Source organism: Paraburkholderia sejongensis (assembly GCF_020880815.1).
Classification (GTDB): domain Bacteria; phylum Pseudomonadota; class Gammaproteobacteria; order Burkholderiales; family Burkholderiaceae; genus Paraburkholderia; species Paraburkholderia sejongensis.
The window spans coordinates 436,429-462,064 of record NZ_JAJITD010000001.1; the positions used below are offsets into that span (position 1 = coordinate 436,429).

22 protein-coding genes, 1 other RNA gene and 1 pseudogene are annotated in these 25,636 nt (G+C 65.5%); 13 read left to right on the plus strand and 11 right to left on the minus strand.

Going from position 1 to position 25,636, the window contains the following annotated elements:
• Positions 1–50: 50 nt before the first annotated feature.
• The 10 genes and pseudogenes from LJ656_RS01845 to trxA all read right to left on the minus strand — a co-directional run.
• Positions 51–512, minus strand: a pseudogene (locus LJ656_RS01845) (YidB family protein); the annotation flags it as partial.
• A gap of 114 nt (positions 513–626) precedes the next feature.
• Complete coding sequence (locus LJ656_RS01850) at positions 627–1,259, minus strand: ComEA family DNA-binding protein (protein WP_230507903.1); 633 nt, start codon at positions 1,257–1,259, stop codon at positions 627–629.
• A gap of 318 nt (positions 1,260–1,577) precedes the next feature.
• Positions 1,578–2,957, minus strand: a complete 1,380-nt coding sequence (locus LJ656_RS01855) for an MATE family efflux transporter (protein WP_230507569.1) — start codon at positions 2,955–2,957, stop codon at positions 1,578–1,580.
• A gap of 2 nt (positions 2,958–2,959) precedes the next feature.
• On the minus strand, positions 2,960–4,720 hold the full coding sequence (locus tag LJ656_RS01860; RefSeq protein ID WP_230507570.1) for an ArnT family glycosyltransferase: 1,761 nt from the start codon (positions 4,718–4,720) through the stop codon (positions 2,960–2,962).
• A 323-nt stretch (positions 4,721–5,043) separates the two neighbouring features.
• Positions 5,044–5,310 carry a type B 50S ribosomal protein L31 gene (locus tag LJ656_RS01865; RefSeq protein WP_230507571.1) on the minus strand — a complete coding sequence of 89 codons (267 nt, stop codon included), beginning with the start codon at positions 5,308–5,310 and terminating at the stop codon, positions 5,044–5,046.
• Positions 5,311–5,579: 269 nt separating this feature from the next.
• On the minus strand, positions 5,580–6,413 hold the full coding sequence (locus LJ656_RS01870) for a M90 family metallopeptidase (RefSeq protein ID WP_230507572.1): 834 nt from the start codon (positions 6,411–6,413) through the stop codon (positions 5,580–5,582).
• Positions 6,414–6,426: 13 nt separating this feature from the next.
• On the minus strand, positions 6,427–7,983 hold the full coding sequence (locus LJ656_RS01875; protein ID WP_230507573.1) for an MFS transporter: 1,557 nt from the start codon (positions 7,981–7,983) through the stop codon (positions 6,427–6,429).
• Positions 7,983–8,540 carry a MerR family transcriptional regulator gene (locus tag LJ656_RS01880; protein WP_230507574.1) on the minus strand — a complete coding sequence of 186 codons (558 nt, stop codon included), beginning with the start codon at positions 8,538–8,540 and terminating at the stop codon, positions 7,983–7,985. The genes LJ656_RS01875 and LJ656_RS01880 overlap by 1 nt, the downstream gene beginning before the upstream one ends.
• 214 nt (positions 8,541–8,754) lie before the next feature.
• Positions 8,755–10,023 carry a transcription termination factor Rho gene (rho, locus tag LJ656_RS01885; protein WP_008921615.1) on the minus strand — a complete coding sequence of 423 codons (1,269 nt, stop codon included), beginning with the start codon at positions 10,021–10,023 and terminating at the stop codon, positions 8,755–8,757.
• Between the two features lie 275 nt (positions 10,024–10,298).
• Positions 10,299–10,625 (minus strand): thioredoxin TrxA, encoded by a 327-nt coding sequence (gene trxA, locus LJ656_RS01890; RefSeq protein WP_013089343.1) that lies wholly within the window; start codon positions 10,623–10,625, stop codon positions 10,299–10,301.
• A 434-nt stretch (positions 10,626–11,059) separates the two neighbouring features.
• Here trxA and ffs point away from each other — a divergent pair.
• The 8 genes from ffs (at position 11,060) to LJ656_RS01930 (ending at position 19,622) form a co-directional block, all read left to right on the plus strand.
• Positions 11,060–11,158, plus strand: an RNA gene (gene ffs / locus LJ656_RS01895) — signal recognition particle sRNA small type.
• Positions 11,159–11,383: 225 nt separating this feature from the next.
• Positions 11,384–13,951, plus strand: a complete 2,568-nt coding sequence (locus LJ656_RS01900; RefSeq protein WP_230507575.1) for a DNA polymerase III subunit gamma/tau — start codon at positions 11,384–11,386, stop codon at positions 13,949–13,951.
• A 73-nt stretch (positions 13,952–14,024) separates the two neighbouring features.
• Positions 14,025–14,351: a YbaB/EbfC family nucleoid-associated protein gene (locus LJ656_RS01905; RefSeq protein WP_027197578.1), complete on the plus strand. Its 327-nt coding sequence runs from the start codon at positions 14,025–14,027 to the stop codon at positions 14,349–14,351.
• A gap of 202 nt (positions 14,352–14,553) precedes the next feature.
• On the plus strand, positions 14,554–15,150 hold the full coding sequence (gene recR, locus LJ656_RS01910) for a recombination mediator RecR (protein ID WP_230507576.1): 597 nt from the start codon (positions 14,554–14,556) through the stop codon (positions 15,148–15,150).
• A gap of 83 nt (positions 15,151–15,233) precedes the next feature.
• Positions 15,234–16,475 carry a CaiB/BaiF CoA transferase family protein gene (locus LJ656_RS01915; RefSeq protein WP_230507577.1) on the plus strand — a complete coding sequence of 414 codons (1,242 nt, stop codon included), beginning with the start codon at positions 15,234–15,236 and terminating at the stop codon, positions 16,473–16,475.
• Between the two features lie 301 nt (positions 16,476–16,776).
• Positions 16,777–17,814 carry an ABC transporter substrate-binding protein gene (locus LJ656_RS01920; RefSeq protein ID WP_230507578.1) on the plus strand — a complete coding sequence of 346 codons (1,038 nt, stop codon included), beginning with the start codon at positions 16,777–16,779 and terminating at the stop codon, positions 17,812–17,814.
• A gap of 99 nt (positions 17,815–17,913) precedes the next feature.
• Positions 17,914–18,726, plus strand: a complete 813-nt coding sequence (locus LJ656_RS01925) for an ABC transporter ATP-binding protein (RefSeq protein ID WP_230507579.1) — start codon at positions 17,914–17,916, stop codon at positions 18,724–18,726.
• A gap of 71 nt (positions 18,727–18,797) precedes the next feature.
• Positions 18,798–19,622 carry an ABC transporter permease gene (locus tag LJ656_RS01930; protein ID WP_230507580.1) on the plus strand — a complete coding sequence of 275 codons (825 nt, stop codon included), beginning with the start codon at positions 18,798–18,800 and terminating at the stop codon, positions 19,620–19,622.
• Between the two features lie 105 nt (positions 19,623–19,727).
• Here the strand turns inward: LJ656_RS01930 and LJ656_RS01935 are convergent, their stop codons facing one another.
• On the minus strand, positions 19,728–20,702 hold the full coding sequence (locus tag LJ656_RS01935; RefSeq protein WP_230507581.1) for an NADPH:quinone oxidoreductase family protein: 975 nt from the start codon (positions 20,700–20,702) through the stop codon (positions 19,728–19,730).
• Between the two features lie 313 nt (positions 20,703–21,015).
• Here LJ656_RS01935 and surE point away from each other — a divergent pair, with 313 nt between their 5' ends.
• Genes surE through LJ656_RS01960 form a run of 5 tightly spaced genes read left to right on the plus strand, consistent with a single transcriptional unit; the run spans position 21,016 to position 25,618 of the window.
• A complete protein-coding gene (surE, locus tag LJ656_RS01940) occupies positions 21,016–21,774 on the plus strand; it encodes a 5'/3'-nucleotidase SurE (RefSeq protein ID WP_230507582.1) in 759 nt (252 codons plus the stop codon).
• Positions 21,771–22,802, plus strand: coding sequence for a protein-L-isoaspartate(D-aspartate) O-methyltransferase (locus tag LJ656_RS01945; protein WP_230507583.1), 1,032 nt, complete (start codon positions 21,771–21,773; stop codon positions 22,800–22,802). Before surE ends, LJ656_RS01945 begins: the two co-directional genes overlap by 4 nt.
• 5 nt (positions 22,803–22,807) lie before the next feature.
• Complete coding sequence (locus tag LJ656_RS01950; protein WP_230507584.1) at positions 22,808–23,734, plus strand: peptidoglycan DD-metalloendopeptidase family protein; 927 nt, start codon at positions 22,808–22,810, stop codon at positions 23,732–23,734.
• Between the two features lie 11 nt (positions 23,735–23,745).
• Positions 23,746–24,834, plus strand: coding sequence for an RNA polymerase sigma factor RpoS (gene rpoS, locus LJ656_RS01955; RefSeq protein WP_230507585.1), 1,089 nt, complete (start codon positions 23,746–23,748; stop codon positions 24,832–24,834).
• Between the two features lie 4 nt (positions 24,835–24,838).
• On the plus strand, positions 24,839–25,618 hold the full coding sequence (locus tag LJ656_RS01960) for a 3'-5' exonuclease (RefSeq protein ID WP_230507586.1): 780 nt from the start codon (positions 24,839–24,841) through the stop codon (positions 25,616–25,618).
• The last annotated feature ends 18 nt before the right edge of the window (positions 25,619–25,636 follow it).

Below are 25,636 nucleotides of genomic sequence, written 5' to 3' on the forward strand. Positions count from 1 at the left end.
CGAAGCGAGCAGCGGCCAGGCACCGCCGCGCGCCGCGCGAGCAAGGCGACTTAAGCGTTGCCCTTGTTGCCGCCGAACAGGGCGGACAGGCCGCCGAGCGCGCCGAGCACGGTGGTCGCATTGAGCTGGCCTTCGGCCGGCACCTGGCCGTCCGGCGTGGCCGCGTTGACGACGTGCGGCAGAATCTGCGACAGCAGGCCCGTGACCTGGTCCGGCTGGACCCCGGCCTTCGCGGCGATGTCGGTCACCGCCTGCGAGCCGAGCACGTTATGCAGCGCATCGGCCGCGATCGGCTGGTTCTCGCCGTTGCTGACCCACGACGACACCACATCGCCGAGGCCCTTTTCCTGGAAGCGCTGGATCAGGCCGTTCAGGCCGCCCGGCTGGTTGTTGACGAATTCGAGCGCGGCTGCGATCAATGCTTGCTGGCCGCCGCCTTCGGGCGATTTGCCGAGCAGGGAACCGATTGTGTCGAGTAGGCTCATGACGGTCTCTCTTGAATGCCGGCACGTGCGGGACGGCCTGGCGGGTGAACGCGCCGCGCGGTTGCGTGGCGCAGTGAAACGGAGCGGAGCGGCGCGGCGGTTGCGGGCGACAGCTTCAGCGCCTGTGCAACCGCTCGTGCATTACGCGCCGGACGCGGCGGCGGCCGAAGCCGCCTTGCTCTTCTTGGCCTTCTTCTTCGCAGCCTTGGCGCCCGACGCGTCAGCCGGCGCGCTGGCCGTCGCGGCGGCCGGCGCGGCTGCTGCCGCCGCGTCGGAGGCCGCGGCCTTGCTCTTCTTCTTCGACTTTTTGGCTTCCGATGCCGCCGCGGGCGCAGCCGGCGTGGCGGTCGTGGCGGTCGTTGTGGCCGGCGTCTGGGCTGCCGGGGTGGTCGCGGGCGCTGCCGTGGTGGCGGGTTTCGTGGCCGGAGCGGGGGCCGGTGCCGGCGCTGCCTGCGTGCCTGCGGAACTGCTCTTCGTCGAGGGTTTCGCGCCGGTCGGCGGCGCCGACGAACCGTTGATGGTCAGACCGGCGGCTTCCAGGTTCGCGACCGATTTCTGGCCGATGCCCTTCACGCGCGCGGCGAGATCGTCGGCGTTCTTGAAGGGGCCGTTTTTCGCGCGTTCATCGAGGATCGCTTTTGCATGCACGGGACCGATGCCCTTGACCGATTCGAGTGCGGCCTGATCGGCGGTATTGACTTCGACGGCCGCGGCGAATCCGGCCGACAGCGACAAAGCCACAGCAACACAAAGCATGAAAAGCTTTTTCAGCATGGCAAGCACTCCATTGAGGGCAAAAAAGTTAGCCGGGAACGGACGACGCATTCTGTCAGCGGGCGCCGCGTTTAAGCATAGAACAAATCGCAGGCCCAATTTGCGAACGCGGACGATTTATACCGATCGATTCGTGACAAGTAAATCAGGGCGGACAATATTTAAAACTTTTTCGAGACATGTAATAGCGCCGCGTTTATCAGTCGATATCAGTAGGGATAGAAGGCGCGAAAATAATCGACAGGTCGAATTGCGGGATGGCGGGGCCGATATTCAAATGCAACTAACGGCCTGATTAACGTAACTACTTCAAACTGCTCAGCCCGACGAATCCACTGGCAAACCCGCGCCGCCACGCAGATAGCGGCGACTGATGACCCGCCAGTAAACGAGCAGGCCCACTCCGGCGATCGCCAGACTCGCGGTATTGGCGACCCAGAAGCCGCGTGCGCCGGTCAGCCACGGCGGTGTCAGACCGGTGGTGTCGAAGCCGAGCGCATAGCCGCCGCCGAGCCCGACGCCCCACAGTGCGACCGCGTAGATGACGGTCGGCACGACCGCCACCTTGTACGCGCGCAACACGAACGCGGTGGAAATCTGCAACGCGTCGAACAGGTGATAGCAGGCGACGATCACGACGAGCGGCAACGCCGCCGCCGCGACCTGCGCGTTGGTCGTGTAGCCGCCGACGATATACGGTCGTAGCACCAGCACCAGCGCGCCGTAGCAGCACGCGATCACGACCGCCATCATGATGCCGTGGCGCGACAGCGTGCGCGCCGCTTCCGGCCGGTGCGCGCCGAGTGCCTGGGCGACCAGCGTCGATGCCGCGATGCCGATCGACAGCGGCGTCATGTACAGCACCGCGCCGATGTTGCCGGCGATCTGATGGCCGGCGAGCGTAGTCGTGCCGAAGCGCGCGATAAACAGCGCCATGAACGTGTACGAGGTGACCTCGATCAGGTACGACAGCCCCATCGGAATGCCGAGCCGCAACTGCGCGGCCTGGCGCTTCCAGACCGGCCAGCAGAACTGCGTGAAAATGCCGAGCGCCTTGAAGTCGTCGACGCGCGCGAGCAGCAGCATGGCGAGCACCGCGAGCGTCCAGTTCAGCACGGTGCTGACCAGTGCGCAGCCCGGCCCGCCGAGCGCCGGCACGCCGAGGCCGCCGAAAATCAGCCACAGGTTGAGCGGAATTTTCAGCAGCAGCGCGGCGACCTGCAGGAACATCACGAGCCGCGGTTTGCCGAGTGCATTGGCGACCGAGCTGTAGATCCGGAACGCGAGCCCGGCGGGCAGGCCGAACGCGAGAATGCGCAGATAGGCGAGCGTGCGCTCGTGCAGCGCATCGGGCACGCGCGACAGATTCAGCAGCGGGCCCGGAAAGAACAGGATCAGAAAGCCGAGCACGGTCAGCGCCGCGCCGAGCCACAGCGACTGGCGCACTTCCTCGCCGATCTCGGCGTAGCGGCGCGCGCCGTACAGTTGCGCGGTGATCGGCTGCAGCGCGGTCAGAATGCCGGTCAGGCCGATATAGACCGACACGTAGATCGACGAGCCCAGCCCGAGCGCGGCCAGATCGACCGCCGAAAAGCGGCCGACCATCGCCGTATCGATCACGCCGAACGCGATGATGGCCAGCTGGCCGATCAATACGGGCCACGCGAGCGCGGCGATTTTCCGTATGTCGGCGAACATCGTCAGTCGGGCTTCTTGTGCCAGCTGCGGCGCTTCACGCCGGGCGCGGGCTTCGGCCGGTCGATCCGCACGTACAGGCGGAAGCGCTCGTCGCGGTCGGCCGCGCGGCGGCCTTCCCAGACCAGCTTCCAGATGTAGTCGGGCATCGCGCTCGGATCGCCGAACTCCTGGGTGTCCTGCCGCAGGATCACGTCGCAGTCCTGATCGAACGCGAAGTGCATGTCGCCGAAATACGCGAAGGTTGCGATCTGCGCGTTACCGAGCCGCACCGGTGCGATACAGGTGTAGTCGTCGGGCAGATGGCTGGCGATCTGCTGCGCGACGTCGCGATAGGTCCGGCTGTAGTTGACGACCGGTAGCCACAGCGTCATCAGCAGCACCCACATCAGCGTGGTGCCGGCGCTGGACAGCACGACGCTGCGCCACAGCACCTTCGGATGACGCGCGAGACGCCAGCGCACCAGCACGAACCAGCAGACGGTGACCGCGATCGCGCAGACGAGCGACAGGATCTTGAACTGCGGCACGTAACCCGGCGCGAGGCGCGCGAGGTTGCGCGCGAGCGGATGCGGGAAACCGGTCAGGCTGGCGACGTACACGAGCCACACGAAGCTGCCGAGGATCGTGAAGCTGAGCAGCGCGAACCAGTCGATCGCGTTGATCGCGCCGCGCTTGAGGGTCGGCAGCGCGAAGGTCGCGAGCACCGCGAGCGGCGGCAGCAGCAGCATGTAAAGCCGGTTCGACTGATGGCTTTGCAGCACCACCAGCACGAACAGCGGCGCGATCACCGACAGCGGAATCGCCACGTGCGGCGCGCGCCGCAGCCCCTTCCAGCTGAACCACGACCACACCGCGAGCGGCCACGCGGGCCATGTGAACAGAGGCAGATTTTTCAGTGCATATCCGGCGACCGAGCCGGGCGGGCCCGCGAACGAGCTCAGGCTCACGTGGACCCACTGGTTCAGATACCAGACCGCATCGACGGGGAACGCGGCCAGCGCGATGATCGGCCACGACACCGCCAGCACCAGCGCGACCGGCAAACCGGCGAGCAACAGCCAGCGCGAGCGCGTTTCGCGCACGATCAGCGTCATCGCGAGCGTGCCGACCAGCAATGCGCCGACCAGCACCGGGCTGCTCGCGAGCGTGACGAGGCCGATCGCGAGACCCCAGATCAGCGCGCCCTGGATCGGCTTGTCCATCATCCGCACGAGCCCGTAGACGAGCATCGCGATACAGACGAACTGCGCGAGTTGCGGGGTGGTCTCGTGACCGCGCTCGGCGAGCCCGAAGCACGCGAGCAGGATCAGCAGCGCGCCGTCGGCGAGCGTGCGGCCATAGTCGCGCGGCTCCGGCTCGCCGCCGAATGCGTATTTGAACGGCTGGACCTCGGCGCGGCGGCCGAGCAGGTAGGCCGCGTACCAGACGAACGCGCAGCCGGTGCAGAACAGCAGGCCGGTGAATACGCGTGATGCGTTGCTCGCGTCGAGCCACGGCGCGAGCAAGCGGATCGCGCTGGCGCCGAGCCAGTAGCCAAGCGGGCCGTCCTCGGTCAGGTATTTGCCGACGAGATTCGGCAGCAGCCAATCGTGGGCGCCACCGTTGGCCATGGTCCACATCACGCCGAAGCCGGCTGCGTCCTCGTTCTTCCACGGATCGCGGCCGAACAGGCCGAACGATGCGTAGACGATACAGATGGTCAGCAGCAGCCAGCGCGGCAACGCACTGGTCGCTGAGGCAGTGAGGCGAACGACAGGTCTCATGCGGTGTGTGGGTATTGAATAAGCGATGCGGCCGGAGCCGAACGGCAGGTCCGGCGGGACTGGCCGGTCTGGAGCATCCGGCATTGTAGTCGTGCCGCGCGACGCCCGTCACGGCCGGTAACGACCCGCAACGTGATCGCGCAGCCTGTAACACAATGTGCGCGGGTGCGGCATTGGCGGGCAGTGCGCAGCCCGTGCCGGGCGTGGCGCTGCAAGGTAAGCGGCCGCGCTGCCCACGCAAAGCACGGGCGACAAAAAAGGGCAGCTCGCGCTGCCCTTTCTGTTTGCTTCGTAGCCGGCCGGAAGCCGGCGACGCGGCGGTATTACTTCGCTGCTGCCTTGCCCGAAGCGCGCGTGCCGAACTTCTTGTTGAACTTCTCGACGCGGCCGGCCGTGTCCATGATCTTCTGCTGGCCGGTGTAGAACGGGTGCGATTCCGACGAGACTTCGATCTTTGCGAGCGGGTAGGTCTTGCCGTTGAATTCCGCGGTTTCGCGCGTCTGGATGGTCGAGCGCGTCACGAACTTGAAGTCGTTCGACATATCGACGAACAGGACTTCGCGGTAATCCGGGTGAATGCCTTCTTTCATGGTCTTTCCTTTAATCTGGCGGTAGCCAACCCGCGTGCAGCCTTGAATGAGGCTGCCTTCAGGCGCGAGCCACTTGCCTACGGTCGAAAAACCGCGATTATGCCAGAAAATCAGTCCCTTGGCGATTTTTCTGCCAGCGGATTCTATTCGGGCCGCTGTGCGGTTCAAGCGCGGACGGCAGCGCAATCCCGGCGTCGGCGCCACTGCTGCAAACCGCCGTGGCGCGAGGCTTCGGCGCGGTTCAGCACGGCTCGCGGACCGCCCCGTCGTCAGGCCTGCGGGAAGCTTAGTCCGACGCGCGCCGGGTCCTGCCGGTAAAAACGCGCGAGCAATCGATACAACTCCGGATACTCGGCCTCGAACGCCCGCGGCTTCACGAACAGCGCCTCGCTGCACACCGCGAAGAACTCCGACGGATGATCGGCCGCGTACGGATCGATCAGCGATTCGCGCTCGAAGCGCGTCCAGCGGCGCTCGGGCACCGCGTCGATCTTCGCGCAGAACTGGTCGTACGCGTGGTCGAACACGTCGGCCCATGCCTGCGCATCGAGCGGCGCGTGCCAGCGGCGCAGCAGCGGCGGGTGGCCGTCCGCCTCGCCGTTCAGCATGTCGATCTTGTGCGCGAACTCGTGAATCACGACGTTGTACGCATCGACGCCGTCGGTCATCTGCGCGTCTTCCCACGACAGCACGACCGGGCCGCCTTCCCACGCTTCGCCGCTCGCATCGTGCTCGACCTCGTGGACCACGCCGTTTTCGTCCTCGACGGTCTTGCGGATCACGAACTCGCCCGGATAAACGATCACGCCGACCCAACCGCGGTACAGATCGAGGCTCAGATTCAGCACCGGCAGACACGCTTGCGCGGCGATCGCGACCGTCATCGCGTCGGTCAGCTCGAGTTCGTGCGCGGTCGAAAATTCCTTCTGCGCGATGAACAGGCTCGTCAGCTCGCGCAGCCGGGCGAGATCGGGCGCATCGAGATGAGCGAGAAACGGCAGGCCGGCGAGCGTCGCTTGCCACAGCGGTTCGTCGATCGGATAGTCGCGCAGCGCGCGCTCGCGGCGGCGCGCGTCCAGCCAGTGCGTGAGTTTCGACAGCATGCGTGCATCACCCCTAGTCGATCTGTGTTTGCCACGCGGCGAACAGCCCGCCGCAGATCGCGACGCCGATCAGAAAATAAAAACCGTCGAGCGACGCGAGGAAGCTTGCCTGCTGCGCGACGGTGCGGCTCAGCGACGCCAGCGCGAGCGCATGTGCCTCGGTGGCCGCGTGGCCGGCGGCGGCAAATCCCTGGGTCAGCGTCGCGAGCGTGTTCTGGAACACCGGATTGTACGGATTCACGGACTCCGCGAGGCGACTCTGATGCAGCGCGAGCCGATGCTGTTCGACGATGATCACCGACGCGGTCGCAAACGAGATCGTCAGTTGCCGCACGATGTTCTTAAGGCGGTAGCCGTGCGTGAACTCCTCGATCGCGAAGATGCGGAACGTCAGGTTCGCGACCGGCAGCACGATGAACAGCAACAGCAGGCCGCGCAGCAGCAGCGGCACGACCAGCGCCGCTTCGCCGACGCCGGGCGACATCCGCGTCATCCACGCGGCGGCGAACGCGGCGAGCGCGAAGCCCGGCACGATGATCCACTTTTTGCGCGTGAGCAGCTTCGCATAACGCAGATAGACGAACAGCGCGCTCGCCGAAATCAGCGAGGTCACGCCGACCAGCTGGCCGGCGTTCTCGACCGGATAACCGAGCCCGCTTTCTAGAAAGCGCGAGATCAGATAGCTGAACACGGTCGTCATGTAGTAATAGAACATGTACAGCACGAGACCGACCTGAAAGACCTTTTCGCGCAGCGCATGCAGGCGCACGAGCGGCGCCGGATGATTCCATTGGTGATAGATGAACCAGCCGAGCGCGACGCAGCCGGCGAGCGTCAGCAGGATCAACCCCGGCGACGCGCTGAACAGCTGGAAGCGCACCTGCTGCATCACGATCTGCAGCGCGCCTTGCGCGAACGCGAACACCAGATAAGGCCAGAAGTGCGCGGCGCCGCGCTCCTCGGGCAGGCGATCGCCGGCGTCGGGCAGCGCGAGCAGCGCCAGCCCCGCGAACAGCACGCCGGGCGCGACCGTGCACGCGAACAGCGCGCGCCAGTCGAAATGCGAGACCAGCTGGCCGCCGACGAGCGGCGCCAGCGCGCTCGACAGCACGATCAGGATCAGGAACGCGCGGGTAGCGGTGGGACGCTGCTGCGGCGTGAAACTCATCTGGATCAGGATGCGGCAGGTGCCCATCATCGGGCCGATGAAGTAGCCCTGAAAGCCGCGCGCGACCGCGAGTTCGATCGAGGATTCGCTGAGCGCCGCGGCGACCGCGCCGGCCGAATAGAGCAGCATGCAGCCGGCCACGTAGCGCCGGTAACCGAAGCGCTCGACCCACCACTCCTGTTGCAGGATGCCGAGCACCGCGGCGACCGCGTATGCGCTCGATGCCCACACCAGTTCGTCGGGCGATGCATTGATGCCGCCGGCGATATAGCTCGCGAAGAACGAGAAGATCGCGTTGTCGAAATAGTCGAGGCCGGTGACGACCGCGAGCACCCACGGGAAAAAATCGCCACGCAGTTTGCCGGCGCTGAACCACGCGATGCGGGGCGAAGGCGCGTTCATCACGCGTTGCGGGTCCTGGCGGCGCGGCGCGCTGTGCCGCCGGGCTTCGCGGATGCCGGCGTGGCAGCAGGGCGGGGCGCCGTGCTCGCCCCGGTTTGCGCATTGCGACGCTGCTCGAGCAACTGGTCGGCGTTTTCGCCGGCCAGCCGCCGTTCCAGATAGTCGAGATCGGGGCTCAATTCCGCGCGCAGCTTCTGCGCTTCCTTCAGTTCGCGGCGCATCGTCTCGATGCGCGCGTCGAGCGCTTCGACCTGCCGCGCAATCGCATCGCGAATCTGCTGCAGCGATTCGGTCGAGAAACGATGGCCGCCCTCGACCGGTTCGAGGGGACGCTTCAGCATTTCGGTGATCGCGTGCAGCGAGAAGCCGAGCGAACGCAGCCGCAGGATGCGCGCGAAGCGCTTCAGATCTTCCTCGTCGTATAGACGATAGCGGCCCTCGCTGCGGGTGGGCGCGACGAGGCCGCGTTCCTCGTAGTACTTCAGTGTGCGCGGGGTGACGCCGAGCCGTTCGGCGGCGTCGCGCACGGTCAATAGCGCGGGGGAGTCCTTCGACATAACGATGCTCGGCAGGAACAGACTGCCGGCATTGTACTGCAACGTGTACGTTCACGTACATGTTGACGGGCGCGTTGACGGGCAGCGGGCCGGTGCGGGGCTGAGCCGCTGGCGCGGCGCGCGGGCGAAAAAAAACCGCTCGGCGAATGCGAGCGGTTTTTCAGGCCTGTGGGGCAGTGACCGGCCGATCGGGCCGGCGCCAACGTACTGCTCGTTAGCTGCCGCCACCACGGCGCATCATGTCGAAGAACTCCGAATTGCTCTTGGTCTGGCGGATCTTGTCGAGCAGGAATTCCATCGACTCGACTTCGTCCATGTCGTGGATGAACTTGCGCAGCACCCAGATCTTCTGCAGCACTTCCGGCTTGATCAGCAGTTCTTCGCGACGCGTGCCGGACTTGTTCAGGTTGATCGACGGGTAGACGCGCTTTTCCGCGAGACGGCGCTCGAGGTGCACTTCCATGTTGCCGGTGCCCTTGAACTCTTCGTAGATCACGTCGTCCATGCGGCTGCCGGTTTCGATCAGCGCGGTGCCGATGATGGTCAGCGAACCGCCTTCCTCGATATTGCGCGCGGCGCCGAAGAAACGCTTCGGACGCTGCAGCGCGTTGGCGTCGACACCACCAGTCAGCACCTTGCCCGAGGCCGGCACGACGGTGTTGTAGGCGCGCGCGAGACGCGTGATCGAGTCGAGCAGAATCACCACGTCGTTCTTCATTTCGACGAGGCGCTTGGCTTTTTCGATCACCATTTCGGCGACCTGCACGTGACGGGCGGCGGGTTCGTCGAAGGTCGACGCGATCACTTCGCCGGCCACCGAACGCTGCATTTCCGTCACTTCTTCAGGACGCTCGTCGATCAGCAGCACGAACAGCACGACGTCCGGATGGTTCTGCTTGATCGCGTGGGCGATGTGCTGAAGCATCACGGTCTTACCCGACTTCGGCGACGCGACGAGCAGGCCGCGCTGGCCCTTGCCGATCGGCGCGATCATGTCGATGATCCGGCCCGTGACGTTTTCTTCGCCGCGCATTTCACGTTCGAGCAGCAGCACCTTGTTCGGGTGCAGCGGCGTCAGGTTTTCGAACATGATCTTGTGCTTCGAGGCCTCCGGCGGCTGGCCGTTGACCTTGTCCACCTTCACCAGCGCGAAATAGCGCTCGCCGTCTTTCGGCGTACGCACTTCGCCTTCGATCGTGTCGCCCGTATGCAGATTGAAGCGGCGGATTTGCGACGGGCTGATATAGATGTCATCCGTGCTGGCGAGGTAGGAGGTTTCCGGCGAACGCAGGAAGCCGAAACCGTCCGGCAGCACTTCAAGCGTGCCGTCGCCGAAGATCGTGTCGCCCGCTTTGGCTCGTTTTTTTAGAATGGCGAACATCAATTCCTGCTTGCGCAGGCGGTTCGCACTTTCGATCTCGAGGCCGTTGGCCATCTCGATCAATTGGGACACGTGCAGAGTCTTAAGCTCGGATAAATGCATACGGAGAACCCGCAGGAGAAGGTGCGACGAAATGAAATTCTGGGAGGAGGGTGAGCGGAGCGCTCAAAGACTTACACGTCTTTTCGACGTTTTGCGGATTCTAGCATAGCACACGCCAATTTCTGCCAGTACGGCGGCGTGACATCTTTGTCATTGTGCATGTTGCCGGCTGACAACATGCACGTTTGGCGGGCGCGATGGTATCAGGTTGACCTGATGCGCCGGCTCCGGTGTGCTTGCGAACCGTGCCGGTTCGCAAGCAGTGCGGCATTGCTTTACAGATTGCCGTCGAGGAACGCGGTGAGTTGCGACTTCGACAGTGCGCCGACTTTCTGTGCGGCTACCGCGCCGTTCTTGAACAGGATCAGCGTGGGGATGCCGCGCACGCCGAACTTGACCGGCGTGGATTGATGCTCGTCGACGTTGATTTTCGCGACTTGCAGGCGATCTGCATAATCCTTCGCGACTTCGTCGAGGATCGGCGCGATCATTTTGCACGGACCGCACCATTCAGCCCAGAAATCGAGCAGCACGGGTTTATCGGATTTCACGACGTCCTGTTCGAACGATGCGTCGCTAATATGCTTGATTTGTTCGCTCATTTATGAATACCTCTGATCGGTTCGAGGCCCGCCTGAATTGCTCGCCACGATACGTCAAAAACCAGGGAAAATTTCCGTTCGCTTTGCCGCCGCCACAGGCTTGCCGCGCATGGCCGGCAAAAGCTGAAAAAGCTGCCGGGGTTTTTACGCAATACGCGGAAAGGCTCGCAGTGCGGGTCTTTCAACTGGCAGTGTATCTTAATTCGCTATGCGTTGCCGATGGGCGATAGTACTCATTAGGGCAGTGGGGCTAATGCGGTTGCGACAGGAGTGCAGGGGGTCGCGAGGGGCGGGTGGCGAGCCGCGCGAAGGTGGCTTTTGCGCGACGGACGTCCGGCGCGACGCGGAGCAAAGTTGTCCGATCCGGCGCGTCGTTCGCGTTTTGCTCGTATTAACAGTCGCACAATGTGCGCGGCAATGATAGAATGTTTCGTGACGGGCCTCCTCGCATGGAGGGATGGTCAACCTGGTCAGGTCGGGAACGAAGCAGCCACAGCCGTTTTCCACCAGTGCCGAGGGTCAGGCTCGTCACCTTCCTTTTGTTTTCTCTCGCGGGTTCCCGCAAACTTCTCCAGCTTCCATATTGTTCGTTCGCCGTGTTCTTTCGGAACATTGTCGCGGTGGTAGCGCGCGTGCGTGTCCGGTCGTTCGGTATGGGTTCGCGGTGCGCGCTCAGCCTGCTCCAGCAAAGCGGGAGCGCGGCTTCACGCGTCGGCGGATTCGGTTTTGCGCGCCATTGTTACTGATACAATTTCCGGATGACCTATCAAGTTCTCGCACGCAAATGGCGGCCGAAGGATTTTGCTTCGCTCGTCGGACAGGAGCACGTGGTGCGCGCGCTCACCCATGCGCTCGACGGCGGCCGTCTGCACCATGCCTATCTGTTTACCGGAACCCGCGGCGTCGGCAAGACCACGCTGTCGCGGATCTTCGCCAAGGCGTTGAACTGCGAGACCGGCGTGACCTCGACGCCTTGTGGCGTGTGCCGGGCGTGTCGCGAGATCGATGAAGGGCGGTTTGTCGATTATGTCGAAATGGACGCGGCGAGCAATCGCGGCGTCGACGAAATGGCCGCGCTGCTCGAGCGCGCGGTGTACGCGCCGGTCGATGCGCGCTTCAAGGTCTACATGATCGACGAAGTGCACATGCTGACGAACCACGCGTTCAACGCGATGCTCAAGACGCTCGAGGAGCCGCCGCCACACGTCAAGTTCATTCTCGCGACCACCGACCCGCAGAAGATTCCGGTCACGGTGCTGTCGCGCTGTCTGCAGTTCAATCTGAAGCAGATGCCGGCCGGCCACATCGTCTCGCATCTCGAACGGATTCTCGGTGAAGAGAACGTGCCGTTCGACGCGCAGGCGCTGCGTCTGCTTGCGCGCGCGGCCGATGGTTCGATGCGCGATGCGTTGTCGTTGACCGATCAGGCCATTGCATATTCGGCGAACCAGGTCAGCGAGGAAGCGGTGCGCGGGATGCTCGGCGCGCTCGACCAGAGTTATCTGATCCGCCTGCTCGACGCGCTTGCGCAGGGCGATGGCGCGGCGGTGCTGGCGGTCGCCGACGAGATGGCGTTGCGCAGCCTGTCGTTTTCGACCGCGCTGCAGGATCTGGCGAGCTTGCTGCACCGGATCGCGTGGGCGCAGTTCGCGCCGTCGTCGGTGCTCGACGAGTGGCCGGAGGCGGCTGACTTACGGCGCTTCGCCGACGCGCTGAGCGCCGAGCACGTTCAACTGTTCTATCAGATCGCGACGATCGGGCGAAGCGAGCTCGGTCTCGCGCCGGACGAATACGCGGGCTTCACGATGACGCTACTGCGCATGCTCGCGTTCGAGCCGGCGCCGACCGGTGGCGGCGGGGGCGTGACCGGCGCGGGTTCGCAAGCGGGGGCGGCGGGTGCCGCAGGAGCGAAGCGCTCCGGTGCGCCGACCGTTGCCGCGTTGCGCGCGGTGTCGCCGTCGTCGATGACGGCGCTTGCGACCGCCGCGCCGCTGCCGTCCGCCGCGAGTACGCGCGAGGCGGTGCAAAGTGCGGCGCCGGTGGCAAAACCCGGCGCGCAAACTACCGTCGCCGCGGTGCAGGATCATGCTGTGTCGCCCGCGCTCGACGCTGGCGCGTCGCTAGCTCAAGAAGCTGCGCAAGCCAGGCAGAATGAGAACGGACCGGTTGCGCGCGCGGACGCGCCGTCGAGCGCCGCAACGGCACGTCCGTTGGCGCCCTGGGAAGATGCACCGGAGAGCGGAACTGCAGTGGTTGCCGAACCCGCCGGGCCGTCGGCGACCTTCGACCCTGATACGACGCCTGCTTCGGCATTGACCGCGCCCGCGGCTGGCGCCTTCGCGCGTGCAGAGCAAACCGCGCCGCAAGAGCAGGAGCACGAGCAGCAACCCGCGCCGGCCGCACTGGCCACGGCCAATCCGGCATCGCGCCGCGCCGGCGGCGCCAGCGCCGCGCTCGACGTGCTGCGTAACGCCGGCATGAAAGTATCTTCCGAGCGCGGCCGCGCGAGCCCGGCAGCTGCCGCCAGGCCCTCGGCACCGGTAGCGCCGAAGTCGACCGCGCCGCGTGTCGCTGTCCCGGTACCGGCGCCCGATCCGTCGCGTCGCGAGCAGCAGGACGCGCCGGCTTCGCCGGCACGCGCTGGCAACAAAGCGGCCAACAACGGCAACGGCGGTGGCCATAGCAACTCGCATGACAGCGCATCGATGCCGCCGCCGTGGGACGACATGCCCCCCGACGACTACATGCCGCTCTCGGCCGCGGACGACGCCTACTTCCTGCCGCCGGACGACGACTTCGTCCCGGTCTTCGACCGCGGTCCCGACGATGTCCGCATGGACACGGCCGCGAAAGCCGCGCCCGCGCCGGTCGTCGATACTCGCCCGTTGCCGCCCGCCGTGCCGCTCGATCCGCTCGGTTTCAGCGGCGACTGGCCCGCGCTCGCGGTTGATCTGCCGTTGAAAGGCATCTCGTATCAGCTGGCGTTCAACAGCGAACTGATGGCGCTCGAAGGCAGCACGCTGAAGCTGAACGTGCCGGTGCCGCAATACGCGGAAGCATCGCAGGTCGCTAAACTGAAGGCAGCGCTCGTCGAGCGGCTCGGTCGGAACGTCGACGTGCTGGTCGAGGTCGGCGCCGCACGCCGTACCGCCGCCGCGGCCGACGCCGCGCTGCGCGCACGGCGCCAGCAGGAAGCCGAGCGCGAGATTCATGCCGATCCGTTCGTGCAGTCGCTGATTCGCGAGTTCGGCGCGACCATCGTGCGCGACTCGATTCGCCCGCTTACCCCGGACGCCGCCCCGAACGGCGCGTCGCCGGCCCACTGATCGATCGTTCGCGGCGGCGTCGCAGCACGGCGCCGGAACGACAGATTTCACGCAATCCAGAAGGAGCATGTCCATGATGAAAGGTCAACTCGCCGGGCTGATGAAGCAAGCCCAGCAGATGCAGGAAAACATGAAGAAGATGCAGGAGCAGCTCGCGCTGATCGAGGTCGAGGGCCAGTCGGGTGCCGGTCTCGTGAAGGTGACGATGACCTGCAAGAACGACGTGCGCCGCGTGTCGATCGACCCGAGCCTGCTCGCCGACGACAAGGACATGCTCGAAGACCTCGTGGCCGCCGCGTTCAACGACGCCGTGCGCAAGGCCGAGGCAACCGCCCAGGAAAAAATGGGCGGCATGACCGCGGGCCTGCCGCTGCCGCCGGGCTTCAAGCTGCCGTTCTGAACCTGCTGTAACGAGGGCTCGCGCCGCAGCGGCGATCGCCGGGGCGCGGCCGGGAATGCGGCGCGGCGGTGCGGCGACGCACTGCGCCGAGCGCACGGCCGCCGGCATGGACCCGCGCGCAGCGCTCTAACGTCTCGCCCGGCCACCGCCGCCGCGTCCCAACCGGCCCATTCAAGCACGACCCACGTCGACGCCGATCCGTATGAAACAACCTTCCGCCTTGTCGGCGCTCGTCGAAGCGCTGCGCGCGCTGCCCGGTGTCGGGCCCAAGTCGGCACAACGCATCGCGTATCACCTGATGCAGCACGATCGCGAAGGCGCCGAAAAACTCGGCCGCTCGCTGCTGTTCGCCACCGAGCATCTGCAGCATTGCGAAAAGTGCAACACGTTTACCGAAGCGCAGATCTGCGAAGTCTGCCTCGATGAAGAGCGCGATCCGTCGCTGCTGTGCGTGGTCGAAACGCCGGCCGACCAGATCATGCTCGAACAGACGATGACCTACCGCGGTCTCTACTTCGTGCTGATGGGGCGGCTCAGCCCGCTCGACGGCATCGGTCCGAAGGAGATCCATTTCGACCGGCTCGTGAAGCGGGCGTCGGACGGGGTCGTCAAGGAAGTCGTACTCGCGACCAATTTCACCAACGAGGGCGAAGCGACCGCGCATTACCTCGGCCAGACGCTGAAGGCGCGCGGGCTTTCCGTCACGCGTCTCGCGCGCGGCGTGCCGGTGGGCGGCGAACTCGAATACGTCGACGCGGGCACGATCGCGCGCGCGATGCTCGATCGCCGCTCGATGTAGCGCCGGCCAGGCCGGGCCACGCCCCGCCGCGCCCCGCCAGCGATGCCGCGGCCCGAACAGAACAACGCAGATCAAGGAGACACATGAGCGCCACCCCCGAATCAGGCGCGAGCGCCGCGCCGCAGGACGCCCGCGGCCCGCTCGCCGGCGTCAAGGTGCTGGAACTCGGAACGCTGATCGCCGGGCCGTTCGCCGCGCGTTTTCTCGGCGAATTCGGCGCCGAGGTGATCAAGATCGAAGACCCTAAAGGGGGCGACCCGCTGCGCAAATGGCGCAAGCTCTATCCGGAAGTCGGCGGCACGTCGCTATGGTGGGCCGTGCAGGCGCGCAACAAAAAGTCCGTCACGATCAATCTGAAAGCCGACGAGGGCAAGGAGATCGTGCGGCGCCTCGCGAAAGAGGCCGATATCGTGGTCGAGAATTTCCGGCCGGGTCTGCTCGAAAAACTCGGTCTCGGCTACGACGTGCTGTCGGCCGAGAACCCCGGTCTCGTGATGGTCCGGCTGTCGGGCTATGGCCAGACCGGCCCGTATCGGGACCGTCCCGGCTTCGGCGCGATCGCCGAATCGATGGGCGGTTTGCGCCACATCACCGGATATCCCGATCTGCCGCCGCCGCGTATCGGCATTTCGATCGGCGATTCGATCGCCGCGCTGCATGGCGTGATCGGCGCGCTGATGGCGCTGCATCACAAGCAGGTGAACGGCGGCAAGGGGCAGGTCGTCGATGTCGCGCTGTACGAGGCCGTCTTCAACATGATGGAAAGCGTGGTGCCCGAGTACGGCGTGTACGGGATGGTGCGCGAGCGCACCGGCGCGTCGCTGCCGGGCATCGTGCCGTCGAACACCTATCCGTGCCGCGACGGCAGCATCGTGATCGGCGGCAACAGCGATCCGATCTTCAAGCGGCTGATGGTGGCGATCGAGCGCGACGATCTCGCCAACGATCCGGCGCTCGCGCATAACGACGGCCGCGTGCCGCGCACCCAGGAGATCGACGCGGCGATCGCCGCGTGGCTGTCCACCCGCACGATCGACGAAGCGCTGGCGGTGCTGAACGCGGCCGATGTGCCGGTCGGGCGCATCTACAGCGTCGCCGACATGTTCACCGATCCGCAGTTCCTCGCGCGCCAGATGATCCAGCGTTTCAAATGGCAGGACGGCCAGGAAATCACGCTACCGGCGGTCACGCCGAAGCTCTCGGCGACCCCCGGCGAGACGCGCTGGCTGGGGCCGGAACTGGGTGAACATACCGATGAAGTCCTGCAATCGCTAGGTTATGATGCTGACGGCCTCGCAAGGTTGCGCGCGCAACAGATCGTTTGATGCGCAGCAAATGCGCCGCGCCTGAACGAGGCGGCGAGGCGCGGTGAAGCCGCGCAAAAGATGCTCGAAAGAAGCACTGGCAAGCACGTAAAAGCAGTACCCCAAAAAGCAGCACGAGAAAAGCAGCACCAAAAAGCAGCACGCAAAGAGCGCGGCGCCGCGGCGCGACCCGCGCCGCTCGACAGGCGGATGAGACGAGGCGGATGAGGCGGATGAGACCCGGCGCGGCCGCGCATGCGCAAGCCGGCGCAAGCCCGGCGCCTCGGCAAGCCGGACCATAAAAATCTGGAGACAACAGACCATGCAACGCAGAACCTTCCTCGCCGGCGGTGCGGCGCTCGCGGGCGCCGCGCTGACGGCGGCGCCGTTCGCTTTCGCCCAGGGCAAACCCGAAACCGCCAAAGTCGCGATCGCGGTCGGCGGCAAGAATCTGTTCTATTACCTGCCGCTCACGATCGCCGAGCGCCGCAACTTCTTCAAGGACGAAGGGCTCGAGGTCGAAATCTCCGATTTCGCCGGCGGCTCGCAGGCGCTGAAAGCGGCGGTCGGCGGCAGCGCGGACGTGGTCTCGGGCGCGTTCGAACACACGCTGCTGTTGCAGGCGCAAAAGCAGATGTTCCGCGAATTCGTGCTGCAGGGCCGTGCGCCGCAGATCGTGCTGGCGGTGTCGAAGAAGACGATGCCGAACTTCAAGTCGGTCGCCGATCTGAAGGGCAAGAAAATCGGCGTGACCGCGCCGGGTTCGTCGACCTCGATCATGGCGAGCTTCGTGCTCGCGAAAGCCGGCCTCAGTCCGAAGGACGTCGCGTTCATCGGCGTCGGCGCGGGCGCCGGTGCGATCGCCGCGTTGCAGTCGGGACAGATCGATGCGCTCGCCAATCTCGACCCCGTCGTCACGCGCCTCGAACGCGCCGGCGAAGTGCGGGTCGTGTCGGATACGCGCACGCTCGCCGATACCCACAGCGTGTTCGGCGGCGACATGCCGGCCGGCTGCCTGTACGCATCGCAGGCGTTCATCACGAAGAACCCGAACACCACCCAGGCGCTGACCAACGCAATGGTGCGCGCGCTCAAGTGGCTGCAGAACGCGACCGGCAGCGAACTGATCAACACGGTGCCGGAGAGCTATCTGCTCGGCGACCGCGCGCTTTACCTCGACGCGTGGCAGCACGTGCGCGAGGCGATGTCGCCCGACGGTCTGATGCCCGCCGACGGTCCCGCCACAGCGCTGAAGACGCTCAAGGCGTTCGACCCGCTGATCCAGAACGCGCAGATCGATCTGTCGAAGACGTGGACCAACGACTTCGTGAAGAAGGCGCTGGCGACCGTCAAGGCATAAACGCGCCGACAACGCGATGACGCGCGCGATCTTCACGACCTTCGCAACCTCCGCGCCGTTCAACCCGAACCCACTCCGATCCCCGAAGCGAGCCGAACGATGACAGTTGCAGCCTTGGCGCTCGAAAACATCACCTGCACGTTCGCCGCGCGCGACAACCGCGCGCAGCGCTACACCGCGGTCAAGGACACGACGCTGCGGATCGAGCCGGGCGAGTTCGTGTCGGTGGTCGGTCCGACCGGCTGCGGCAAGTCCACGCTGCTGAACGTCGGGGCAGGGTTGTTGCAGCCGTCGGCGGGCAGCGTCAGCGTGTTCGGCGAGCCGCTCACCGGGCTCAATCGCCGCGCCGGCTACATGTTTCAGGCGGACGCGCTGATGCCGTGGCGCTCGGCGCTCGACAACGTGATGGCCGGCCTGTCGTTTCACGGCGTGCCGGCCGCCGAAGCGCGCGCGAAAGCCGACGAGTGGTTAAAGCGCGTCGGCCTCGGCGGCTTCGGCGACCGCTATCCGCACCAGTTGTCGGGCGGCATGCGCAAGCGCGTTGCGATGGCCCAGACGCTGATTCTCGACCCCGACATCATCCTGATGGACGAGCCGTTTTCCGCGCTGGACATTCAGACTCGCCAGTTGATGGAAAACGAGTTGCTCGACCTGTGGGCCGCGAAACGCAAGGCGGTGCTGTTCATCACCCACGATCTCGACGAGGCGATTGCGATGTCCGATCGCGTGGTCGTGCTGTCGGCGGGGCCGGGCACGCATCCGATCGGCGAATTCAGGATCGATCTGCCGCGTCCGCGCGACGTCGCCGAAATCCGTTCGCATCCGCGCTTCGTCGAATTGCATGCGCAGATCTGGGGCGTGCTGCGCGATGAAGTGCTGAAGGGCTACCAGCAGCAACTGACCGCTGTCTGAACGACCCGCGCATCGACCGATGCGCATCAAGACGAAGACGTGTTCAACAATCGTCCAAGGCAAACCAAGTCATGTGGAAGACGTTGCGCCCGAGCCGGGCGAATCTGGTGATCTGGCAATGGCTGCTGCTGGTGCTGTGCTTCGTGCTCTGGTACGTGCTCACCAGCCCGACGCTATTGCCGCCGTTCTATTTCGACGATCCCGACAAGGCCGCGTTCTTCTTCGGCGAGCCGCAGAAAGTGCTGCAGCGGATCTGGGAATGGTTCACGGGCGGCGAGATCTATCTGCATCTGTGGATCACGCTCGTCGAGACCGTGCTGGCCTTCGTGTTCGGCACCGCGATCGGACTCGGCGTCGGGCTGTGGCTCGCGCTCGCGCCGACCGCCAGCGCGCTGTTCGATCCGTACGTGAAGGCCGCGAACTCGATGCCGCGGGTGATTCTCGCGCCGATCTTCGGCGTCTGGTTCGGGCTGGGCATCTGGTCGAAGGTCGCGCTCGGCGTCACGCTAGTGTTCTTCATCGTGTTCTTCAACGTCTATCAGGGCGTGAAGGAAGTGAGCCCGGTCGTGCTCGCGAACGCGCGCATGCTCGGCGCGAATCGCCGGCAATTGCTGCGCTTCGTTTATCTGCCGAGCGCGATGAGCTGGGTGTTTTCGAGTCTGCATACGTCGGTCGGACTCGCGTTCGTCGGCTCGGTGGTGGGCGAGTATCTCGGTTCGGCGCGCGGCGTCGGCTATCTGATCCTGCAGGCCGAAGGCACCTTCGATATCAATACCGTGTTCGCCGGGATTCTGGTGCTGACCGCGTTCGCGCTGGTGCTCGATGCGATCGTCGGGATCGCGGAACGGCGCTTTATGAAGTGGCAGCCGCGTACGGGCGATACCGAGAAGTTGTGAGTGTCGTCGCAGGCGCGGGGTCCGTGAGTGGCTTTCCGGACCCCGCGCCGTTTGTGTCATGCGCCCATCGGCGCATCAGTGCATCAACGCATTAGCAGCGACCCGTCACGGCGTGATCACGATCTTGCCGATCACGCGCCGTTCGGCCATGTCGCGCAATGCGCGCGCGGTGTCGTCGAGCGAATAGCGGGCGGACACGTAAGGCTTGAGCTTGCCTTCGCGAATCCAGCCGACCATCTGCTGGAACGCCGCCTGATTGCGCTGCGGCTCGCGTTTCGCAAAGTCCCCCCAGAACACGCCGACCACGCTGGCGCCCTTGAGCAGCATCAGGTTCAGCGGCAGCTTCGGAATCTCGCCGTTCGCGAAACCGACCACCAGATAGCGGCCGCGCCAGCCGATGCTGCGAAACGCGGGCTCCGCATACACGCCGCCGACTGGATCGTAGATCACGTCCGGTCCCTTGCCGTCGGTGAGCGCCTTGATGCGCTCGCGCAGATCCTCGGTGCTGTAGTTGATCGTCGCGTCCGCGCCGTGCTTCACGCAGGTCGCGAGTTTTTCGTCGCTCGATGCCGCCGCGATCACGCGCGCGCCGAGCGCCTTGCCGATCTCGACGGCCGCGAGTCCGACGCCGCCGGCCGCGCCGAGCACCAGCATGGTTTCGCCAGCCTGCAGCGCGCCGCGATCGACCACTGCGTGATGCGAGGTGCCGTACGCGAGCGTGAACGCGGCCGCCAGTTCGAACGGCACGTCCTCGTCGAGCGGCACGCAGGCCGCGGCGGGCGCGAGCGCCTGTTCGGCGAAGCCGCCCGAGCCGGTGAACGCCGACACGCGCGCGCCCACCTTGAATTGCGTGACGCCCGCGCCGACCGCGCGCACGATGCCCGCGGCCTCGGAGCCCGGCGTGAACGGCAGGGGTGGTTTGAACTGGTATTTGTTTTCGATGATCAGCACGTCGGGGAAATTGACGGCTGCCGCTTTCACGTCGATCACGACGTGGCCGGGCGGTGGCTCGAGATCCGGCAGGGTATCGACGATCAGGCTTTCGGGCGGGCCGTATTGCTTGCAGCGAATCGCGCGCATCGTGTCTCCATATCGTTCAAAAGTTCGCAACGTCGTCGAGTGTAAAGCAAAGCGCACGACCGTGCGATTTGTTGCGGTGAAGGTGCGATCAAGGTGCGATCAAGGTGCGATCAAGGTGCGCGAAGGTGCGAGCACGGCGCGCCGCACAGCGCGAGTGGCGCGGTGCAAGTTCATTCACGCGCGCGCCGTGCGCGTGCTTCACGCAAGCATCTTCGCATGCAGAAAACGCCGGCCGGCGCGAGTGTTTTCCCTCCGATGCAGGCACGCCCGCGGTGTCGTTCGCGTGCCATCTTTCCTCGGTTACAATCGCCGCATGCGAATCCTACTCAGCAACGACGACGGCTATCTGGCGCCGGGTCTCGCCGCGCTTCACGAAGCGCTGAAGCCGATCGCCGACATCACCGTGATGGCACCCGAACAGAACTGCAGCGCCGCGTCGAATTCCCTGACGCTGACGCGGCCGCTGTCGGTCCTGCGCTCGGCCAATGGTTTCTACTACGTGAACGGCACGCCGACCGACTCGGTGCACATCGCGCTGACCGGCATGCTCGACCATACGCCCGATCTCGTGGTGTCCGGCATCAACAACGGACAGAACATGGGCGACGACACGCTGTACTCCGGCACCGTCGCGGCCGCCACCGAAGGAATCATGTTCGGCGTGCCGGCGATCGCTTTTTCGCTGGTCGATAAAGATTGGGTGCATCTCGAAGACGCGGCGCGCGTCGCGGCCGAGATCGTCGCGCATTATCTCGAGCGACCGTTGCCCGGACATCCGTTGCTGAACGTCAACATTCCTAACTTGCCGTACGACCAGCTGCGCGGTTGGCAGATCACGCGACTGGGCAAGCGGCATCCGTCCCAGCCGGTGATCCGCCAGACCAATCCGCGTGGTGAGCCGATCTACTGGATCGGTGCGTCGGGCGGCGCGCGCGACGCGAGCGAAGGCACCGACTTTCATGCGGTCGCCAACGGCGCCGTGTCGATCACGCCGCTGCAGCTCGATCTGACCTACACGCAGATGCTGCCCACCGCGCGCGACTGGCTGCGCGGCGGCAGCGACAATTCATGACCGGCGAGCGCGCGAAGCGCTTTCCGCTCGGCCTCGAGGACCTGGTGCGCGAGCCGCGCCGGCCGGAAGGGCGGCCGGGCGAAGTGCGCGCGGCGGCGCTCGCGGCGAGCGCGGCGTTGAACGGCCGGCAGCAGTCGGCGAAGTCGACGCAAGGCGGCGCGGCGGCGCGCGCGCAGGTAAAAGCCGCGGGTGCCGCATCGAATGCGGCTGCGGCGCGGCCCCAGGTAATTCCCCAGGCGAAGGTTTCCGGCGCGCTGACGGGTGCGGCGCTCAGCGGCACGACCGGAGCGGCGCCGAGCGGCGCGACGCCGCCGAAACCGCCGAAGCCGCAGGCCGCACCGGTTGCGAAGCCCACCTTGAACGGCGCGCCCAATAGCGCGTTGGCGTTGACCTCGGAACGGGTTCGTGAACGCATGGTCGAACGCGTGCGAGCCAACGGCGTGTCCGATCAACGCGTGCTGAACGCGCTCGCCGCGGTGCCGCGCCACCTGTTCGTCGACCCCGGTCTTGCCGCCCAGGCCTACGAAGATGCGGCGTTGCCGATAGGCCATCACCAGACCATCTCGAAGCCTTCGGTGGTCGCGCGGATGATCGAGCTGGCGGCGGCCGGCCGCGCGCTGAACACGGTGCTCGAAATCGGCACCGGTTGCGGCTACCAGGCGGCGGTGCTGAGCCAGGTCGCGCGCGAGGTTTATTCGATTGAACGCATCAAGCCGCTGTCCGAGCGCGCGAAGACCAATCTGCGTCCACTGCGCATTCCGAATATCCGGCTGCATTACGGCGACGGGCGGCTCGGTTTGCCGTCGGCGGCGCCGTTCGACGCGATCGTGATCGCGGCGGCCGGACTCGACGTGCCGCAGGCGCTGCTCGAACAGCTTGCGATCGGCGGACGCCTGATCGCGCCGGTCGGCTCGCAGGACGGACAGAGTCAGGTGCTGACGCTGGTCGAGCGCGTCGGACCCGCGCAATGGCGCGAGTCGCGGCTTGATCGCGTTTTCTTTGTCCCTTTAAAATCCGGAGTGATTTGACACCGATGAGTATGTTGCGCGCGATGCAAAGAACCACCCCGAATACCCCGATGACCGTAACCCAGCGCAGCGTGTGCGTGCTCGCCTTGTCCCTGTTGATGACGGCCTGTGCTTCCCGACTCGATCAGGCGCCCGTGGTCGACCGCTCCGGCGGCGGCATCCTCGCTACCGCGCCGGGTACGGCCGGGCAGCCGGCCGTACCGCTCGGTCCGCCGCCGCCCGGCTATTACCGCGTGAAGCCGGGCGACACGCTGTACCGGATTGCGCTCGAGAATGGCCAGAATTACCGCGACATCTCGACGTGGAACAACTTGACGAACCCGAATCAGATCGAAGTCGACCAGTTGCTGCGCGTCGTGCCGCCGGGTGCGAATACCGCGGCGCTGACGCCGGGTGTCGCGACCGCGCCGGTCGCCAACAACGGCGCGATCAGCAACGCACCGGCCGCGGTCGGTGCGGCGATGCCGCCGCTGTACGGCGCGGCTAGCGGCGGCGCGGCGGCCACCGGCGCAACGCCGGCGCCGGCCAATCCCGCGGCGAATGACGCCGGCAGCGCGGCGAACGGCAACGTCGCGTTCGCGTGGCCGGTACGCGGCCCGCTGCTCAACACCTTCAACGACTCGACCAACAAGGGCGTCAATATCGGCGGCTCGTCGGGCGAGGCGGTGAAAGCGTCGGCGGACGGCCGGGTCGTTTATGCGGGAAATGGGCTGCGTGGTTACGGCAATCTCATTATCATCAAGCATGACGCAACTTATCTCACCGCGTATGCACACAACCGCGCTTTGATGGTAAAAGAGGGGGATGCGGTGACGAAAGGGCAGAAGATCGCAGAGATGGGCAATAGCGATGCCGACCGTGTGATGTTGCATTTCGAAGTTCGCCGGCAGGGTAAACCTGTCGACCCACTGAAGTATTTGCCGCCGCAATAAGCGATACGACCATGCCGAAATCGAAGCGCCGCCCGCCGCAAGCCGATTCTGAAACGATCAGCGAAGCCACGTCCGCCGCAGTGGACGAAAGCGGCGCTTCGGAAGTGGACGACGAGATCGTCGAGGAACGCGATACCGACGATCGCCAAAGCGGCATCGACGAAGGCGACGGCGCCGAAGGGCGCACGGGCACCGCCGACGCCGCCCCCGACGCCGACGATTTCCGCGCACTGCTGCAGGCCGAGCTCACGGCCGACACGATCCAGCACTATCTGAACCGCATCAGCGTGAAGCCGCTGCTCACCGTCGAGGAAGAGCAGAAATATTCGCGTCTTGCCAAGGCCGGCGAGTTCGAAGCGCGCCAGGTGATGATCGAGCGCAACCTGCGGCTGGTGGTCAGCATTGCGAAGGGTTATCTGAATCGCGGCGTGCCGCTGCTCGATCTGATCGAGGAGGGCAATCTCGGCCTGATGCACGCGATCGAGAAATTCGATCCGACGCGCGGCTTCCGTTTTTCCACTTACGCGACGTGGTGGATCCGCCAGAGCATCGAGCGCGCCATCATGAATCAGGCGCGCACCGTGCGCTTGCCTGTGCACGTGATTCGCGAGCTTAACCAGGTGCTGCGCGCGAAGCGCCATCTGGAGAAAAACTCGATGAATTCCGGCGAGGCGGCCGAGCGCCGCGACGCCAGTATCGACGACATCGCGTATCTGACCGGCAAGACCACCGACGAAGTCACCGACATCCTCGCGCTGAACGAGCACACCGCATCGCTCGACGCGCCGCTCGACCTCGACCCGGCGAGCAGCCTGCTCGATCTGCTGTCCGACGATCAGAGCCAGTCGCCGGATGCCGAGGTCCAGCATCGCGAGCTCGAAACGCTCACGCGCGCGTGGCTCGCGCGGCTGTCGGACAAGCATCGTCACGTGATCGAGCGGCGCTTCGGGCTGAACCACATCGAGCCCGCCACGCTCGAGGAACTGGCCGACGAAATGGGCCTCACGCGAGAGCGGGTGCGCCAGATTCAACAGGAAGCGCTGGTGCGGCTCAAGCGCTTCTTCGCCTCCAACGGCGTGCGCAAGGACGCCGTTCTCTAAGTTAATGACACCGATTCTTGTTTTCGACATCGAGACGATTCCCGATGTCGCCGGCATCCGCCGTCTTGAAGATCTGCCCGCGTCGATGAGCGACGCGGAAGTCGCCGAGCACGCGTTCGCCGCGCGCCGCGAAAAAACCGGCAACGATTTCCTGCCGCATCACCTGCAACGGGTCGCGGCCATTTCCTGTGCGTTCCGCGACGACAACGGCTTCCGGGTGCGCTCGCTGGGCACGCCGCAGGACGGCGAGGCCGCGCTGGTGCAGTCGTTCTATCGGGTTATCGAGAAGTACACGCCGCAGCTCGTGTCGTGGAACGGCGGCGGTTTCGATCTGCCGGTGCTGAACTACCGCGCGCTCGTCAACGGCATCCCGGCCAACCGCTTCTGGGATCTCGGCGAAGACGACCGCGACTTCAAGTGGAACAACTACATCAGCCGCTACCACGCGCGCCATACCGACCTGATGGACGTGCTCGCGATGTACCAGGCGCGCGCGAACGCGCCGCTCGACGCGCTCGCGAAGATGTGCGGCTTTCCCGGCAAGATGGGGATGGACGGCAGCCAGGTGTGGAGCGCGTTCCAGCAGGGGCGCATCGAGGAGATTCGCAATTACTGCGAGACCGACGTCGTCAACACGTACCTGCTGTATTGCCGCTTCCAGTTGATGCGCGGCGGCTTTTCGCCGTCGGAGTACGCAGACGAGATCAACCTCGTGAAGAACGCGCTGGCGCTCGAAACCGCGCCGCAATGGGCCGAGTATCTGGCGGCGTTCGAGCCGCAGTGAGTTTGACGGCGAGGCCCG

Excerpts from the sequence above, each read along its gene's own strand:
- LJ656_RS01850 (WP_230507903.1), bottom strand. The coding sequence starts at position 1,259 with ATGCTGAAAAAGCTTTTCATGCTTTGTGTTGCTGTGGCTTTGTCGCTG.
- LJ656_RS01855 (WP_230507569.1), bottom strand. The coding sequence starts at position 2,957 with ATGTTCGCCGACATACGGAAAATCGCCGCGCTCGCGTGGCCCGTATTG.
- LJ656_RS01860 (WP_230507570.1), bottom strand. The coding sequence starts at position 4,720 with ATGAGACCTGTCGTTCGCCTCACTGCCTCAGCGACCAGTGCGTTGCCG.
- LJ656_RS01865 (WP_230507571.1), bottom strand. The coding sequence starts at position 5,310 with ATGAAAGAAGGCATTCACCCGGATTACCGCGAAGTCCTGTTCGTCGAT.
- LJ656_RS01870 (WP_230507572.1), bottom strand. The coding sequence starts at position 6,413 with ATGCTGTCGAAACTCACGCACTGGCTGGACGCGCGCCGCCGCGAGCGC.
- LJ656_RS01875 (WP_230507573.1), bottom strand. The coding sequence starts at position 7,983 with ATGAACGCGCCTTCGCCCCGCATCGCGTGGTTCAGCGCCGGCAAACTG.
- LJ656_RS01880 (WP_230507574.1), bottom strand. The coding sequence starts at position 8,540 with ATGTCGAAGGACTCCCCCGCGCTATTGACCGTGCGCGACGCCGCCGAA.
- rho (WP_008921615.1), bottom strand. The coding sequence starts at position 10,023 with ATGCATTTATCCGAGCTTAAGACTCTGCACGTGTCCCAATTGATCGAG.
- trxA (WP_013089343.1), bottom strand. The coding sequence starts at position 10,625 with ATGAGCGAACAAATCAAGCATATTAGCGACGCATCGTTCGAACAGGAC.
- LJ656_RS01900 (WP_230507575.1), top strand. The coding sequence starts at position 11,384 with ATGACCTATCAAGTTCTCGCACGCAAATGGCGGCCGAAGGATTTTGCT.
- LJ656_RS01905 (WP_027197578.1), top strand. The coding sequence starts at position 14,025 with ATGATGAAAGGTCAACTCGCCGGGCTGATGAAGCAAGCCCAGCAGATG.
- recR (WP_230507576.1), top strand. The coding sequence starts at position 14,554 with ATGAAACAACCTTCCGCCTTGTCGGCGCTCGTCGAAGCGCTGCGCGCG.
- LJ656_RS01915 (WP_230507577.1), top strand. The coding sequence starts at position 15,234 with ATGAGCGCCACCCCCGAATCAGGCGCGAGCGCCGCGCCGCAGGACGCC.
- LJ656_RS01920 (WP_230507578.1), top strand. The coding sequence starts at position 16,777 with ATGCAACGCAGAACCTTCCTCGCCGGCGGTGCGGCGCTCGCGGGCGCC.
- LJ656_RS01925 (WP_230507579.1), top strand. The coding sequence starts at position 17,914 with ATGACAGTTGCAGCCTTGGCGCTCGAAAACATCACCTGCACGTTCGCC.
- LJ656_RS01930 (WP_230507580.1), top strand. The coding sequence starts at position 18,798 with ATGTGGAAGACGTTGCGCCCGAGCCGGGCGAATCTGGTGATCTGGCAA.
- LJ656_RS01935 (WP_230507581.1), bottom strand. The coding sequence starts at position 20,702 with ATGCGCGCGATTCGCTGCAAGCAATACGGCCCGCCCGAAAGCCTGATC.
- surE (WP_230507582.1), top strand. The coding sequence starts at position 21,016 with ATGCGAATCCTACTCAGCAACGACGACGGCTATCTGGCGCCGGGTCTC.
- LJ656_RS01945 (WP_230507583.1), top strand. The coding sequence starts at position 21,771 with ATGACCGGCGAGCGCGCGAAGCGCTTTCCGCTCGGCCTCGAGGACCTG.
- LJ656_RS01950 (WP_230507584.1), top strand. The coding sequence starts at position 22,808 with ATGAGTATGTTGCGCGCGATGCAAAGAACCACCCCGAATACCCCGATG.
- rpoS (WP_230507585.1), top strand. The coding sequence starts at position 23,746 with ATGCCGAAATCGAAGCGCCGCCCGCCGCAAGCCGATTCTGAAACGATC.
- LJ656_RS01960 (WP_230507586.1), top strand. The coding sequence starts at position 24,839 with ATGACACCGATTCTTGTTTTCGACATCGAGACGATTCCCGATGTCGCC.